The 14,943-nt window shown below is 44.6% G+C and carries 10 protein-coding genes and 3 pseudogenes; 7 read left to right on the plus strand and 6 right to left on the minus strand.

The window, feature by feature from the left end; genetic code table 11:
- Positions 1-169 precede the first annotated feature (169 nt).
- Complete coding sequence (locus tag V2H45_RS21805) at positions 170-670, plus strand: GAF domain-containing protein (RefSeq protein WP_330485797.1); 501 nt, start codon at positions 170-172, stop codon at positions 668-670.
- A gap of 501 nt (positions 671-1,171) precedes the next feature.
- Here the strand turns inward: V2H45_RS21805 and V2H45_RS21810 are convergent.
- A pseudogene (locus V2H45_RS21810) lies at positions 1,172-2,061 on the minus strand (IS982 family transposase).
- A gap of 224 nt (positions 2,062-2,285) precedes the next feature.
- Here V2H45_RS21810 and V2H45_RS21815 point away from each other — a divergent pair.
- A pseudogene (locus V2H45_RS21815) lies at positions 2,286-2,399 on the plus strand (IS630 family transposase); the annotation flags it as partial.
- Between the two features lie 41 nt (positions 2,400-2,440).
- The gene (locus V2H45_RS21820) at positions 2,441-2,563 is read left to right on the plus strand and encodes a hypothetical protein (RefSeq protein ID WP_330485798.1); all 123 of its coding nucleotides are present in this window, start codon (positions 2,441-2,443) and stop codon (positions 2,561-2,563) included.
- Here the strand turns inward: V2H45_RS21820 and V2H45_RS21825 are convergent.
- Both V2H45_RS21825 and V2H45_RS21830 read right to left on the minus strand, forming a co-directional pair.
- Positions 2,560-7,674, minus strand: a complete 5,115-nt coding sequence (locus tag V2H45_RS21825) for a translocation/assembly module TamB domain-containing protein (RefSeq protein WP_330485799.1) — start codon at positions 7,672-7,674, stop codon at positions 2,560-2,562. The genes V2H45_RS21820 and V2H45_RS21825 overlap by 4 nt on opposite strands.
- A 129-nt stretch (positions 7,675-7,803) precedes the next feature.
- A complete protein-coding gene (locus tag V2H45_RS21830; protein ID WP_330485800.1) occupies positions 7,804-8,982 on the minus strand; it encodes a HEAT repeat domain-containing protein in 1,179 nt (392 codons plus the stop codon).
- Positions 8,983-9,345: 363 nt separating this feature from the next.
- Between V2H45_RS21830 and V2H45_RS21835 the strand changes: the two genes are divergently transcribed.
- Genes V2H45_RS21835 through V2H45_RS21845 form a run of 3 tightly spaced genes read left to right on the plus strand, consistent with a single transcriptional unit; the run spans position 9,346 to position 11,409 of the window.
- Positions 9,346-10,353: a permease gene (locus V2H45_RS21835; protein WP_330485801.1), complete on the plus strand. Its 1,008-nt coding sequence runs from the start codon at positions 9,346-9,348 to the stop codon at positions 10,351-10,353.
- Between the two features lie 15 nt (positions 10,354-10,368).
- Entirely contained in the window at positions 10,369-10,611 is a 243-nt protein-coding gene (locus tag V2H45_RS21840; protein ID WP_330485802.1) for a DUF433 domain-containing protein, read from the plus strand.
- Between the two features lie 12 nt (positions 10,612-10,623).
- Positions 10,624-11,409 (plus strand): TIGR03943 family putative permease subunit, encoded by a 786-nt coding sequence (locus V2H45_RS21845; protein ID WP_330485803.1) that lies wholly within the window; start codon positions 10,624-10,626, stop codon positions 11,407-11,409.
- Positions 11,410-11,431: 22 nt separating this feature from the next.
- Here the strand turns inward: V2H45_RS21845 and V2H45_RS21850 are convergent, their stop codons facing one another.
- On the minus strand, positions 11,432-11,914 hold the full coding sequence (locus tag V2H45_RS21850; RefSeq protein ID WP_330485804.1) for a DUF29 domain-containing protein: 483 nt from the start codon (positions 11,912-11,914) through the stop codon (positions 11,432-11,434).
- Between the two features lie 60 nt (positions 11,915-11,974).
- Here V2H45_RS21850 and V2H45_RS21855 point away from each other — a divergent pair, with 60 nt between their 5' ends.
- Positions 11,975-12,160, plus strand: a complete 186-nt coding sequence (locus V2H45_RS21855; RefSeq protein ID WP_330485805.1) for a nucleotidyltransferase family protein — start codon at positions 11,975-11,977, stop codon at positions 12,158-12,160.
- A 77-nt stretch (positions 12,161-12,237) separates the two neighbouring features.
- Here the strand turns inward: V2H45_RS21855 and V2H45_RS21860 are convergent.
- Both V2H45_RS21860 and V2H45_RS21865 read right to left on the minus strand, forming a co-directional pair.
- Positions 12,238-13,953: pseudogene (locus tag V2H45_RS21860) on the minus strand (tetratricopeptide repeat protein); the annotation flags it as partial.
- Positions 13,954-13,996: 43 nt separating this feature from the next.
- Positions 13,997-14,707, minus strand: a complete 711-nt coding sequence (locus tag V2H45_RS21865) for a hypothetical protein (RefSeq protein WP_330485806.1) — start codon at positions 14,705-14,707, stop codon at positions 13,997-13,999.
- Positions 14,708-14,943 lie beyond the last annotated feature (236 nt).

Below are 14,943 nucleotides of genomic sequence, written 5' to 3' on the forward strand. Positions count from 1 at the left end.
GATCTTTGCTCCTACGGCGCTATTGCTTACTAATTTTGTCCGAAGTATTGATGAACCAAGAAACTAATTGCTTAGCATAGTGCGGTTTGTCCTAATCACACATGCAGCTCACTCGTGGAGTTCTCTTTTCTTTCCTCATCTAAACAAATTGCGCGATCTTGTAACGACTATGACAAATCCAGATCGAGGTGTACAGGCAGTCTTAAATCGACTCACCCATAAATTAGAAAAAGACTCATTGGTATACACCTCTCTACAAGAGCTGAGAACCTTGCTCAATGTCGATCGCGTAGTTTTGTATTATTTCTATTCGCAATGGAAAGGACAGGTTACCTTTGAAGCGATCGGCGATCCAAAATATTCAATTATCGGTTCGACAGGCCCCGACGAATGCTTTAATGCAATGTACGCAGAAATGTATTTGGCTGGTCGAGTCAAGGCTACAGTGGATATTGAAACCGAACCCATTAGCGAGTGCCACCGAGAATTCTTGCGAAATTTGCAGGTACTCGCAAACCTAGTCGTTCCAATTTTACCGAATGGAAAGTTGTGGGGATTGCTGATCGCCCATCACTGTCAAGATGCACATATTTGGGAACCTGCTGATATTGAGGCAATGCAAAGACATTCCAAATATTTAACGAACATTCCTTCTATTTACGAGTCTTAGCCAGCATTATTCATGAGAACCCCAAGAGAATAAAAAAAGAAAAAAAGAAGAGCTATTTTGGCGAGGCGGGAAAAATCTTAATTGAGAAGAGAAAATGCATAGAAAAGAAGCATTTATCGATGTAAATCGTCCAAAATCAGAAAAAAAGACACACAAATCTTACAGAAGGGAAAAAGCTAATTAAAAAGGAGAAAATTAGGATCGTTTAGTCGATAGGAAATCTGACAAATTTCTTGGGCAAAGGGGAATAAAGCTGAAAGTTACACTAGTACACGTCTGAAAGAAATCTTGACATGCGCCGCACACTTGAGCACAGAATCCCGTAAACGTAAGACCTGAGCCTTCTTTAATTTAGTCTCAGAAGCAGCTTTTCGAATCGTTACAAGCAAAACGTAAGCAACCTGAGCTAAAAATAACGTCAGTTCGGGATAAGAAAACCTGAACCGCTATGCAATTCAAGATCCCCCTCAATCCCCCTTAATAAAACGTGAGTTCGACGAACTAAAAGATAGCAGGAGGTAAAGCAGGTAAGCCTTTGAAGAGAAGATCTAAAGTAGGTTTAGTCTCGCGATAGGTATAAGCAACTAACCCAGCGAGAAGATTAACGAGGAAATTGAAAAAACTGCGATGTCTTGAATGCTCAATCTGAGAAATGTTTTTGAGTTAGTCATTGACGGACTCAATAATTGCCCTCTTGCGAAGCAGAATCTTGTCAATCAACTTGAACAGACAGTTTTTCATGTTTTTCTTGCGCTTGGTAATCAGTTGTAAGACCTGCTGATACAACTTTTCAAATAACTTCTGGGAGATATAACCACGGTCGCCAAATAATTTCTCAAAGAGGTCTTGAGCCACCTCAGGCACAGGTTCACGGTCATCAACATTGGCAGGTGTGAGCTTGAACGCAAGCAATTCACTTTTGTCGTTGATAATCAAATGCAGTTTGAAACCAAAATGCCATCCAACTGAGTTTTTACCCCAATTGACCATACCTTTAAATACTTTGTGGGCATGGGCGCGGCAGGGTATGCAGACATTAATCGGCGTGGAGTCGATGAAAGATATCCCTGTCACCTCTCCTTTGCGTGTATGCAGAAAGCAACATAACAACATCAATACCCACGGCATTAGCTCGACAAAACGGGTATAGCTTACCAAGTGCGGAAAGGCTTTCCGCCAAAACGGTAGTACGGTCAGGGTATAGAACTCTTTGAAGGTCTTGTATCCTGAATCATGAAAGGAGATCGTGATGGTCATGACTTCACTGAGCTTCATCTTTGACCGACTTTTCCTTTCTCCTATCCTTGATGGCAGCATTGCTTGCTCTTGCCAGTGTTTTTCAAAGCTCTGGCAAAATCATCGACTTCACCGAAGATTTGGGTGATATCCAAATGCGATACGATATTGTCCATATTGCTGAGACCTTTTTTTCTTCAAATCTAGTCTCAGTTTTTCTTTTGCCTTTGTCTACTCTATCGAACTCACGTTAATAAAAGGGAAGAGTCAAGAAGAATCTCTTCTCCCCCTTTTTTTCAAGGGGAGATGGGGGGGATTACAACCTTTGCTGCTAAGAAATTGATTCGTAATATCCAAAAATCCTTAACCCGAACTCACGTTGAATAAGATTGAGAAATGCTGGTCGTGGATCAAAAGTCGCATTCGTCACTGTCTTGGTGAGTTGGATTCTTTACGTAATGCTATGGAAAATGTCTTGAAGATGGCGTCCTAACAGTTGTGGTGATTGCTATATAAAAATTATTTTGAGACTCAGTGAACAGAAAAAACATTGTAGACGGTACAGGAACAGCGGGTGTGCCGAATGTAATTCTGCCTTCGACCTATGATGTCGCAGGAAATCACATCAGTTTGACCGATAACATCGCAGGAGTCTAGAATCGAGCTTCAAACTCGATCGCCGCACCAGTATTGCCTTGAGAATCAGTATTGGCACGAATTAAGGTATTGGGATTTAGTCGATAACGAATTCCATAGGTAGTAGGTTGACTGGGGTCGTTAATTACCGCTCGTAGCGATGCTGAGAAGTTATTACTTAAGTCGATCGCAGCTTCTGCTGCCAGCCCTAACGTAGTAGTTCCACCTTTCTTGGGATCGGAAGTCGTAGGAGTAAGGTTAAATTCCGCTAGACTTAATGCATCTCCAACCGTATCTTGAAGGAAGTTGATAATCGTACCTCCTGCCAAGTTCGCTAGAGAAGCAGTGGGGTCGGCTCCACCTTGAAGCAAGCCGCCGCCAATCGCCGCTAAGATCTCACTTTGATTGCGTGGTGGGCTGCTGGTAAGCGTGACATTAGGGTTATTGGCATTTCCTGTGACGGTTGCCTGTACCTTCAGGGTTTTCTGCGAACCTAAGTTACTGACGGGAACTTCGTTAGGGTTAAATGCATTAATTGGGTTTTGGTTTGCGATCGGGATACGCGTCAGTTCGGGGACAGACCCAGCAACACGTACGTTGAGATTGGGGTTAAGCCCTTGAGCTGGGGTAAACTCAGCATAGTTATCGTAGGAACGATCTAGGCGAAATCTAGCGGAAATTGCATTGAACTGTCCTCGTGTTACTTTGATCCGTCCAGCGGGGCGAATATCTCGTAGAGAACCATTCACTTCTAAATTGCCTTCTGTTAAGAAATTAAATAAGGGAGCGCGAGTAACTTGCATATCTTGAAGCTTGACCATCAACTTATCAAAGCTAACATCTGGAACTTCACTATCCTGATTATTGTCAGGAGCTTGATCGGTAATTACAAAGCGACCGTCTGCTAACTGAATCTCACCACTTAAGATCGGTGAAAGTGCGGCTCCTTTTATCAGTAACGTACCGTTGAAATTATTAGAAGAAATATCTCTAATATTCAGCTTTAACCTTTCGGCTGTAACCTGTAAGGGATTGGCAAAATCTTGGCTTCCTTCTTTAATCAAACCGCGATCGCTAATTGCGATGACGCCCTTTGCCGCTAAATTGCCATCGCTAAATTTACCCTTCAGATCGCTCTTGAAGCGATCTGAACTAAAAGTTACTTCTCCTTGTACATCCGTGAGATCGCCAGGTAAACCTGCGACTTGAATCACCGCCTTGTCAAGCAGGATCTTGCCCTCTACTATCGGCGATCGGGTGGTGCCACTCACGATCAAACTAGCACTTCCGATGCCATTTACCCACCGCACAGGCTGATTGAGCACATTAATAAACCCTAACCCTTCGTTTCTGACATTGATATTTAAAGCGATCTTATTCCCCGGACTAACGAGAGCGAAAGGTAATCGCAGTGGAACATCTCCTGAAATATTGAGGGCTTCGGGCCCTGATACGCGCATCAGGGCTTTAAAGTTCAATCGACCGTTGTTATAGGCAAACTCACCACCAACAGATTCGATGGGTTGTCGGTTGATACTGGCATCTGCTAGGGTCAACTTCCCTGAAGCTTGTGGATTAAAGAGATTTCCCGCAATGACTGCCGTTCCATTCACATTCCCAGTAATATCAACGGGAATTGCATTAAAAATAGGCAATGGGCGCAATGCCTCAATCGGGAAGTTGACAAGCTCGATTTTTCCGCTTTGCTCGAGTAGTCCCACTCTGGCATTGGTGATCTGTCCGAGGCTATTTCCTGACTGTAACTTTACGGTTTCCAAGCTCAGGACATTTTTAAGAAACTGCCCCTTCATCGCTACATTATCGACAGCGAACTTACCATATTCAAATTGCTTGCCAACCAGGTTAAACCCAACTCTTAGTCCATCTTGTTTAGATCTAGAAAATTGAACCGATCCATTGAGCTGTCCTTTAAATTCAGAGAGTGCGGGAAGGGTATTGTTATTGGCAGCGTTCGTTTCCTGCTGATCCTTACGACTCTGAAGCTGAGCGAGATATTGTAGTTGGGCATTTAAGGGCACACCCACGACTCCGATTGGACGCACAGGTTGCAAGAGTGCCGCCCTCGCTTTCGGTAGGGTGATGCCTCGTGCCACATCGCTAAAATCAGCCCATTGCAATGTTGCTAAAATGTCTTGAACTTTACCTTGGTCGATATCCACCTGACCGCGCAACTCGACATCGGCAGCAGGGTTGTAAGCTAGGCTAAATTTATACTCTGTACTGCCAATTCCCTTAACTTGCAGTTTGCCATCTTTGATCTCTAAGGTTCCATTGGAGTAGAGCACCTTAGCCACCAAGCGATCGGCAAGGACGCGCCCAAAGCGAGGACGCTCCACTACAACTTCTCCGATCGCACTGGGAAGATTGCCATAGTCAACCACCAACTGACTCGATAGCTTGCCATCCACATTGTCCTGCCCCAGCATCGAAGCTACCAGTGCCAAGGGTACGTCTTTTACAGCGACATTCAGACGTCTGCCATCTTCGCCTACTCGACTACCTGTAGCGGTTGCATCCCCTAGTCTTAAGCTAAAATCAAGCGGTTGAAAGCGAGAATCTAAGCGCGCAGCAATGCGATCGCGGTTGCCTCGAATATCCAGCGCTAAGCCCTGCTGTAAATCAAAATCCAATCTTCCAACTAAACGCGGATCGAAGGATACTTGGTTTACCTTTAAGCCGTTGAGTTGTACATCTCCTGAAATCTGTGAAGCACTGACGATTCGATCGACTGCGCCGCTAAAAGTTAGCGAATCAAACTCAACTTGATTGATCTTGACACCTGCCAACCGTAAGCTACCTGCTAGTTTGGGAGAACTGACTGCACCATTAATCGTGCCATTAAAAGATAGAACTCCATTCGAGGGAATCGCACCTATCATCCCCGATTGGGCTAAGAAGGCTGCGGCTAGGGGGGGAAGGCTAACATTATCGAGGCGAAGCGCACCAGCAATTTGGAGATTGTCGATCGCACCGGCTAACTTGCCATTAAAGTTTGCAACCCCAGAAGTCTGTCCTGAGAGCGCAGGCACAAAGGATGCCAGACGACTGACGCTGACATTGTGAGAATTTAAATCTAGATCGAGTCCCGCAATACCATTGGGCATCTTTTGGGCATCAAAGGCTAAATTTACACGACCCTGTGCCGTTAAATAGCCGCCCACCTGTAGATTGGGAACAAGTAAATCTTTGCCATCCCAAGCCAGATTGGCTGTAATTGGATCTGGAATTGCGGCAATGCCTTGAGGCAGTCGCAGATCGGCATTGGCTGTAATATTGGTAGGCGCAAAACTACCGCTGGGGCTATTGAGATTGAGGACACCCTCGACCGTACCTTTTTGCCCTGCTGCAAAAGCGGAGATGGGAATGCCACTACTGGTAAGCTGGGCTTGCCATGCCCCCCCAGCCAGATTGTACGTACCGCTTACAGCGATCGCGCCAATGGGAAATAGCACAGAGGTATTGCGAATTGTGGCAACATTATCAGCGATGAGCACCTCGCCACTGGCAGGATAGGTAGCTTGGGGTGCGTCAAACTGCGCCAAGATTTGGGGATTGCTGAGTAGCCCCGATATTTGGACGGCTGCGGTCAGTCCACCTACCTTGATGGGGAGTTCGGTCTTGTAAAGTGCGGCAAAATTTTCCGCTGTTACGCCAGCTAGGTTAAAGGCAAATAGTAACTCTGGCTGAGGGGCAGCTTGTTTTTCTCCTTTCTGAACTTCTGTGGGAAACCGAATTTGTCCCTCACCTTGGATGGTTCCGCCCACAGCCGCGATCGCTTTAATATTTTTGAACTGAATCAGATTTAAGCCCTTTAGCTCTGCCTGTGCCAGTATTTGGTTGAATACAACGCGATCGACCGTGATGGGTTTGGCGTTATTTGAGGCGCTAAGCGTGGCAACTGCTTGAGGTTTATTGAGCGTACCTGTAACCTTGGCTGAAGCTTTAAATTCACCCGAAACAGCCACAGGGGATTTCACCTCAAAATCCTTTAGGACTGACGCAATATCCGTAGGCTCAAGAGATAGATCTAAATTAAAGCCAGACTTGTTGTTGAAGATACCGTTAGCTTTAACGCCAAGCGCCCCAAAATTGCCGACAATTTGCTGAAATGTCGTCGTTTTGCCATCAAACACCACACTGCCTGAGATGTTTGTAAAGGGCTTGGTGAGATTGGCAACGCTGAGGCTGATATCTTTAAATTTGGCTGAGCCTTGAATATCAGGGGTGTCTTCACCCGCCCGAATGGCAATGTTGATCTCACTGTCAATCTGCCCTTTTTGCGGCGATACGGGGATATTAGATAGAAAGCTTTGGAAAGATGAGGCAAGCAAATTTTGCGATCGCACTTGAATATTGCCTTGCCCCCGAGTTAAATCCCAATCTACTTTTGTGTCGATTGTGCCTTTATCGGTTTTAGCTGCATTAATGGCACGGCGCAGTTGTTCGGGGTCGGGGGTGTCGGTAGTACTCGTAAACTGCGGTAGCACTACGCTGCCACCACCACTGAGTTTCATACTTTGATTGCTCAGGTCTGTAATCTTCCAATCACTTTGCAACTGCAGTTGGGTCAAAGTGACAAATTCTTTAGTCGCTGCTGCCTGAATTGTTACCTGGCCATCCTCAAACTTTACGGTTCTTAGATCGATAAACCCCTCTTCGGAAGGTTTTTCAGGTGGAGTGATTTTGGGTAAAAAATTACCTGTGGCGAGATCTTGTTTCAAAAAGACTTGTGGACTTTTGACCACGGCATCTAGACCGAGTTGGCGCTTTTGCAAATAAGTCAAAGGGTCGAGGCGCACATCGATCGCATCAACGACTAAAAAGTTGGGCTCTTTGTCCGTGGCGGGGATTTGAGACTGCCCAAACCGCAGACTCGTAAGGCTGACGCGCTCAATTTTACCTAACTGAACGGGGCGTTTGAGTACCTTGGTGAGTTCGGCTTGCAAAAGGGGCGACAGCCGCTCGTTGAGAAAATATCTCCCATACCAACAAAGTCCTAAGCCTGAAGCAGTAAGCGTTAAGGCAACTCCAACTCCGACGCGCCCTACATTTCGTAGAAATGAATGCGTAGGTGAATCTGATGAAGTTGGCGGCAGCAATTGTTGTCCCACACTCTCACTCCTTATTTGCTACGAGCCACTAGCGATCTCTACTCCTTTAGAACCATTTTTAAGCAAATAGTTCCACGATCGATAACTAATTTATTATATCTGTAAAATATACTTAACAAATTCCTCAGCTCACTGTAAAACGGTGAAGTCAGAATCATCCGTAAATTGGTCTCGGTTAGCCATTGAATACTGAGGTACTGAGATAGTTTGATTTAACGTTTTTAGGACTTCTTGGGCGTCAGGTGAGTTAATTTGCCGCAATGCGCGCACCACAGCATTTCTGACAACACGATCGTTATCCTTAATGGCTTGGGATAGATGAAATACAGCTTCGTAAGTCCCAATTTCACCAAGGGCGATCGCCGCATCACATCGCACATAGGGAAAGTCATCATTCCTCAGCCGATCCACCAATAGGGGAATTACTTCATCCATCCCCATTTGCCCCAAAGTGCGGGCTGCTACACTACGGGTATGACTGGAGGAATTATTTAACATTTCAGAGATCGCGGCAATTACACGATCTCCGCCAATATTTTTAAGTGCCTGCACTGCTTGGGACTGCACGCTAATATCGCTGTCTGTAAGGCGTGTAGCTAAAGGTATTGCCGCAAGGGGCGATCGGATCTGCCCCAATGCCCAAGCTGCTTCAAAACGGAGAGACTGAGTGGGGCTCGATAGGGCATCAATCAAGGCTGGTACTGCCAAGGGCGAACTAATTTGTCCGAGCGAGTGGGCAGCCTGAATTTTGACCAAGTCATCGCCATGTTTGAGTACGTCCACTAAAGGAGACACAGCAGGTAAGTTACCCTTATGCAGTGCCTTGGCTGCCGCTGCTTGCACATGTACGGAGGGATGTTGCAACATCTGAATGAGCGCAGAGATTGCCTCTGAACTACCGATCCAAGCTAGGGCAGAGGTTGCCTGTGGGTAAATCTGGCGATGGGGGTTTTGGGCGGCAGCAATGAGGGGAGAAATTGCTCGGGGCGATCGAATATAGCCAAGGGCGATCGCTGCTTTTTTGGCGAGGGATAAATCGTCACTTTTGAGCCGATTAAGCAGATCTGGAACGATATCACTACGGCAACGAATTAGCTTTTGCAGTGCCTGAGAGAACAGGTCAGAGCGTGAAGCCGTATCAAATTCGGTCAAAAGCGCGGCAACACCACCAATTTCTGGGGCAGACTGGTTGATAGGCGAGCGATCGTCTATGTTAGATTTGGGCTGAGGAGGAATTCTATAGTCATCAAGTCGAGGTGGCGCAAACTTACGCTCGGGATTGACTGGTTTTAGTTCTGGCTCATCCATAAATACTTTCCTGTAATACTGCCCTGCCAAAGGCTTAAAGGGGGATTCCCAGCGTGGGGAGATGTCCCACTGCTCTATTTTGCTTGTTATGATGCCTAGGATAATTAACCAATCGTCTTCTAACTGAAGATTTCCCGAACCTATGAAAGATTGCCGATCGTGCGAAACGATGGAATTTATGGCTAAGTGTATCGTAACTTACATGCATTACGATCTAGCAAAATCCTCTTGAAAACATACAGCATAGAATATTGGGAATTAATTTGGATTTCTATAGTTTGACGCTCGATCGCAAACGGTTAACTTTAAGGATTTATCTTAGTAATTTACATGAAGGACGGCAGAGAGCTTAGATTTTAGGGTATGAATCAACTTATCAGTGCATTTACCTTGTTTCTGAGCCTATTAGTAGAGGCAATTCCCTTTTTGATGTTAGGGGTACTTTTGTCTGGCTTGTTGCTTTTATTCGTAGATGAGCGAAAACTAATCGCTATCCTTCCTAAAAATCCAATTTTAGGCTCGCTGGTCGGTAGTTTGGCAGGATTTCTGTTCCCTGTCTGCGAATGTGGCAATATTCCCGTGGCACGCCGATTGATTACCCAGGGTGCCCCTGCTTCGGTGGCAATTGGTTTCCTCCTCGCTGCCCCAACTATCAATCCGATTGTGATTTTTTCTACCTATACGGCCTTCCGCGATCAGCCCGAAATCGTTGTCTTACGAATCGGCATGTCCTTGGCGATCGCCACCATTGTCGGTGCAATTTTTAGCGTCCAAAAAGATTTGCGTCCTCTCTTGCAACCCAACCTTGCAATTTACGTTCCCACATCAACATCTAGTCTGTCTCAAACAAAAAGTGGTTCCAAACTTCCGCAAACGGGTACATTTTTTCTCGGTCAAACCGATCGCCCCCTTGAGCTAGAGACACTGCCCTTGCCTACGACCTCAGTAGTTGAGAAACCTTTCCGCGATCGCTTGCATTTGCTCCTCGATAATACGATTGCCGAGATGCGAGAGCTGGGTTCGATCTTGGTGCTAGGCAGTGCGATCGCCGCCGTAATTCAGGTATGGGTTCCCAGAGATATTATTCTGAACTTAGGGCAAGGACCGATTAGTTCAATTGTGGCAATGATGACCTTGGCAGCGGTTGTTTCCATTTGCTCTACGGTAGACTCATTTTTTGCCCTCTCTTTCGCTTCTACCTTTACGAGTGGTTCGTTACTGAGCTTTTTGGTGTTTGGCCCAATGATCGACCTCAAAGCGATCGGTCTCGTTTTGACCATTTTTAAGAAGCGGACGGTAATTTATCTATTCCTGTTATCAGCCCAACTGACTTTCTTGGGTTGTCTATTTATTAATTTCCAAATTCGTTAGTTAAGGAAGAATGTGATGAAGAACGAAACATTAGAGCGGATTATTCTAAATCCCAAAATTATGGCTGGAAAGCCAATTGTTAGAGGAACAAGATTAACAGTTGAGTACATTCTTAACTTGCTTGGTCATGGTGCAACCATCGAGGAGCTCCTTACAGAGTATGAAGGATTAACTCAAGAAGATATTTTTGCCTGTTTGATTTTTGCATCAAAGTCGTTACAGGAGACATCGTTTCTACATTTCGCACGTTCAATTTAGGGAATCTACTTTGTGAAAAGTCAAAATCTTAGAACTAATCGCTCTTCACGCTTTTGGCAACGGATTGCTCCTTGGCTCGATGCGATCGCGATCGGCGGATGGGGATTGTTGTTACTTAAGCTATGGATCTTTGGTCAGCTCTACTTGCTAGTTCATCCCAACTACATTCTTTTAACTGTATGTGCGGGATTTGGCTTGGTAGCGATCGCGGGACTTGAAGCCATACGCGTGAGGTGGCGACTGCGTCAAGGCACAAATCTGGATAGATCCGATCATGTTACGTACATGATGCCAAGTTGGAGCAGTAGTCTGTTGATAACCACAGCACTTTTAGGCTTGTTAATTAGTCCTCGCCCCTTTGCCAGCGAAAAAGCGATTCATCGTGGTGTAACCGACGGCATCAATGCAATTCGTTCTGCGCCTGAGTCCTTTCGTTCTAGCAATCGTCCCGAAGATCGGACGTTGGTGGAATGGGTGCGCACGTTAAATGTTAAGCCTGAACCTGATGCCTATACGGGACAAAAAGTGAAGGTTAAGGGATTTGTGGTTTATGCCAAAGATTTACCTGATGACGTTTTTTTGATTACGCGCTTTGTGATTACTTGTTGTGCTGCAGATGTTTATCCTGTAAGTTTGCCAGTCAAAGTATCTCAGAGCCGCACATCCTATCCTGCGGATAAGTGGTTTGAGATTGAGGGGCAAATGACTACAGAGACCTTAGCAAATCGGCGACAATTATTAATTCAGGCAAGTAAGCTTACCCCCATTCCCGAACCACAAAATCCCTATGATTCTTAGTTCCACATAAAATACTTTGACGTTAGCGATCGCTTCCTTCAGGAAACTGCGGATCGAGGATTTGGGCGATCGCGTAGGGACATTCTGACGGCAAATCTTTGTAATCGAGGGGAGTTTCGCGGACAACGAGAGCCAAAGCAAGCTCGTATGCTTCGCCGATCGCTTCCTCTAGATAAGACTTTAGACTAGGATTGTCCTTAAGGTTCAACTGTACTTGTTTGCGTTGTTCGCGAATGGTCGCTTTCCAACTTTTGCTGCGCAGCTCGGATTGAAATTCCCATTTCAAGAAATGTCCGATTAAGATTCCCAAACGATTGCGAAGTTCCTGCTTTTGCTGCTTCCCCAATGATTCGATCTCCTCGGCTAAATTCTCAATATCTAGCGCCTGCCATTTCCCCAAACGCAACAACTCTGCTTGATCCTGCGTCCATGCATAAAAATCTTGTTCGTATAGATTAGCGGCGCAATCGCCTCGTTCGCTTTGCTCTAATTTTGTGTCTAACATTACGATTTCCGCTTTACTATCATTCCTCTATAATAAACCCAACTTACAGCGATTTTAGTAATGCATCAATTTCCCTTCGATCTAAACGAACTGCCCAAGCCTGCCTATCTGGTGGGTGGATGGGTGCGCGATCGCTTGTTGGGTCGTCAGTCTAAATATTTAGATATCGATTTTGTCTTACCCGAACGAGCAGTTTCTATATCCTCAACGGGGATAGCTCCTAACTGCTGTGCCCGCTCAAAGTAGAAGCTAGACTCATTTTGTTGTCCTATTTTGTTTAGTAGCTTTCCTATTTTTAGGAAAGCACGTCCATAGTTTGGGTTAATTTTGATGGTTTTAAAGTAATCTTCTAACGCTTGTTCTAGTAACCCCACTGCTTCACATACGTTTCCACGATTATAGTACGCTTGGAAGTAGTCAGGGTTTAGGTGAATCGCTTGACTATAATCCATCAAAGATTGATCGTGATTGTTAAGGCTTGCATGCACTAGTCCGCGATCGCAAAATAAAGCTGCATTCTCGAAATCTAGTTCTATAGCCTTATTGTAATCTGCAATCGATTCCTCGAATTGTTCGATATGCATATATACCAGACCGCGACAATAATATATAGCTGCGTTTTTAGGATTGCCTTCTATCACTCTCGTATAGTCGAAAATAGCCTCTTGAAAGTTCTTTAATCTATGGTGCAAGCTACCCCGATTTATATAAATTTCAATATTACTTGCATCAAGTTCGAGAGCATAATTATACTCATCTAGAGCTTCATTCAATCGATTGAGACAACAGTAAATGTAAGCTCGACTTAGGCGAAGCTGAATGTTCGTCATGTCTCGTTGAATAGCATGGCTATAGTCAGAGACGGCCTGGGTATAGGAACCAATATTCAAGTACGCGAAGGCTCGATTGGCATAGAATGATGGATCCGAGGCATCAGCCTCAATTGCTTGAGTAAGGCTGCTGATAGCCCTGACATATTCTCCAGTTGAAATAAACACAAGACCGCGATTGCTATAAGCCTGAGCGAGATTTGGGTTGAGGTCGATCGCCCGATCGCAATCGGCTAAAGCCAAGTCGTACTTTTGCAAATTGATGTAAGCATAGCTGCGATTTGTGAAGTCAATTGCATCAAAGGGGAGAGGAGCAGGTTTAGGGTTTGGAAGTTCTGAAAATAAATTTTGATAAAGGTGTACTAAGCTATTGAGAAGTTCGTCAATGTTTGAGAAGCGATCGCTTTTTTGTTTTGCCAGACAACGTTCCAACAATGTATCTACGATCAAGGGCAAATTTGCGCGATCGGCTAATTTGGGAACTGGCATTTCTAAGTGGAGTCGCTCGAATTCTAGATCGCCACTTGCTTTAAATAATCGTTTGCCAGCGAATAGTTCGTACAAGAGACAACCAATAGCATAGATATCGGTGCGAGCATCCAGACTTTCACCGAGCCATTGCTCTGGTGCTTTATAGGGCGGAGTCCCACCTACATAACGACCCTTCGATTTATTTTTTTGTATCGAAGACTTCTTTAAGTTAGCAAGATCGAGATCGCTAATTTTTGCAACTTTATTGCAACCGATCAAAATATTTCTGGGCTTCAAGTCGCAGTGAACAAATCCTGGTATTTGTTGATTTGCATATTGCAAGCCCTGACAGATGTCAATGGCAACATCTAAGGCAAATCGCCGATCTTGATTTGCGTGTCTCATCCAGTCTCTTAGATTTGTGCGATTAGAAAAATCGCTTCCTACCCACTCTAAAAGCATAAAGGTTCGGTCGTCGATTTCTTCCATCCAATAACATCGTACGATATTTGGATGCTCCCCAAGAGCGAGCAAACATTCGACTTCTTTACGAAAGCGCTCGCGTTTCGATTTAGAGTTTATAAATTCTTTCTGGATAGTTTTTAACGCATAAGGTTGTTGGTTTATGACATCCTTGCAAAGAAAAACTTCGCCGAAGCCACCCAAAATCGACCGAACTACTCGATATCGCCCTCCTATCATTTCTCCTTCTTGGTAAGATGCTGTATCTTCGCTCATAATTTCTAAATAGGGTTCTTAATTTCTATGAGGTTTAGATCGTCTATTTCTTGATTTTAGGGGCGTAATCCGAAAGATTCGGAATATATGAAAGTAAAGGTACGCCCAACATATCAAGATCGAATTTAGATATATCAACCTGATTGTTTTGCGAAAAGCCAGAAATTGTAGCGAGTCTTTGCTCTGTGTAGGATTGGGCTACCGTTGATAAAAGCCCCTTTTGAACGGCATTATTGATGAATCTTCGTATGTTTTCAAGGCCAACTAAAGGGATTAAAGCAACAAGTGTATTATGTCGAACAACGTCACTGGGACGATCTAGTAATTCTATAATTTGTGATGCATAGTTGGCTCCAAAATGCCATAAACGTGTTGCTAAAAATACGCTGGCTCTTTCGGCAATAAGACCGCGATCGCTCTTAGCGATCACGATTAATTGGTTAATCACTTCGGTAATGAGTTGAGGCGAGAGTGATTCAACGTTAAGTTCGCCCATTCCAACCACAGATGCAAGTACGAGATAGTTAAAATTAGTTTCGCGTAAACCCTTGAGAACATAATCGATGCGATTGGTTTCGGGTATTAGATTGGGATACATTAGCAGATTGGCGATCGCTTGAATATTTGTCCATTCCTTTAGAATTCTCAGTATCTCAGTTTCATTTTCGCGATCGAGTTCTGAAATATTAGCTCTACCCTCCAATAAATCATCAAGATCGCGAGTTTCTAAAAAAGTTTTTAGGGCTTCATTCATTTTGTTTATCTTCTTATTTAAGTCTAGTATTGCGACCATATACTAAAAGTCTTTCTCATAGTTACCCATCAAGAAGCGAGATTAATTTGTTTGGTCACTATCATCTTCTCAAATCTCCTCATCTTCTTGAGGAGTATCCTCCTTACCCTCATCTTCTTCCGAATGGGTGTCAGATTTACCATCGTCTTCTTCTTTGGTATCCTCCTTATTCTCATCTTCTTCCGAATGGGTGTCAG

The organism is Tumidithrix elongata BACA0141 (genome assembly GCF_036349135.1).
Lineage (GTDB): Bacteria > Cyanobacteriota > Cyanobacteriia > Pseudanabaenales > Pseudanabaenaceae > Tumidithrix > Tumidithrix elongata.

Bases quoted from the DNA above. Each gene is read 5' to 3' on its own strand.
- V2H45_RS21855 (WP_330485805.1), top strand. From the start codon at position 11,975: ATGCATCAATTTCCCTTCGATCTAAACGAACTGCCCAAGCCTGCCTAT.
- V2H45_RS21840 (WP_330485802.1), top strand. From the start codon at position 10,369: ATGAAGAACGAAACATTAGAGCGGATTATTCTAAATCCCAAAATTATG.
- V2H45_RS21830 (WP_330485800.1), bottom strand. From the start codon at position 8,982: ATGGATGAGCCAGAACTAAAACCAGTCAATCCCGAGCGTAAGTTTGCG.
- V2H45_RS21835 (WP_330485801.1), top strand. From the start codon at position 9,346: ATGAATCAACTTATCAGTGCATTTACCTTGTTTCTGAGCCTATTAGTA.
- V2H45_RS21850 (WP_330485804.1), bottom strand. From the start codon at position 11,914: ATGTTAGACACAAAATTAGAGCAAAGCGAACGAGGCGATTGCGCCGCT.
- V2H45_RS21865 (WP_330485806.1), bottom strand. From the start codon at position 14,707: ATGAATGAAGCCCTAAAAACTTTTTTAGAAACTCGCGATCTTGATGAT.
- V2H45_RS21805 (WP_330485797.1), top strand. From the start codon at position 170: ATGACAAATCCAGATCGAGGTGTACAGGCAGTCTTAAATCGACTCACC.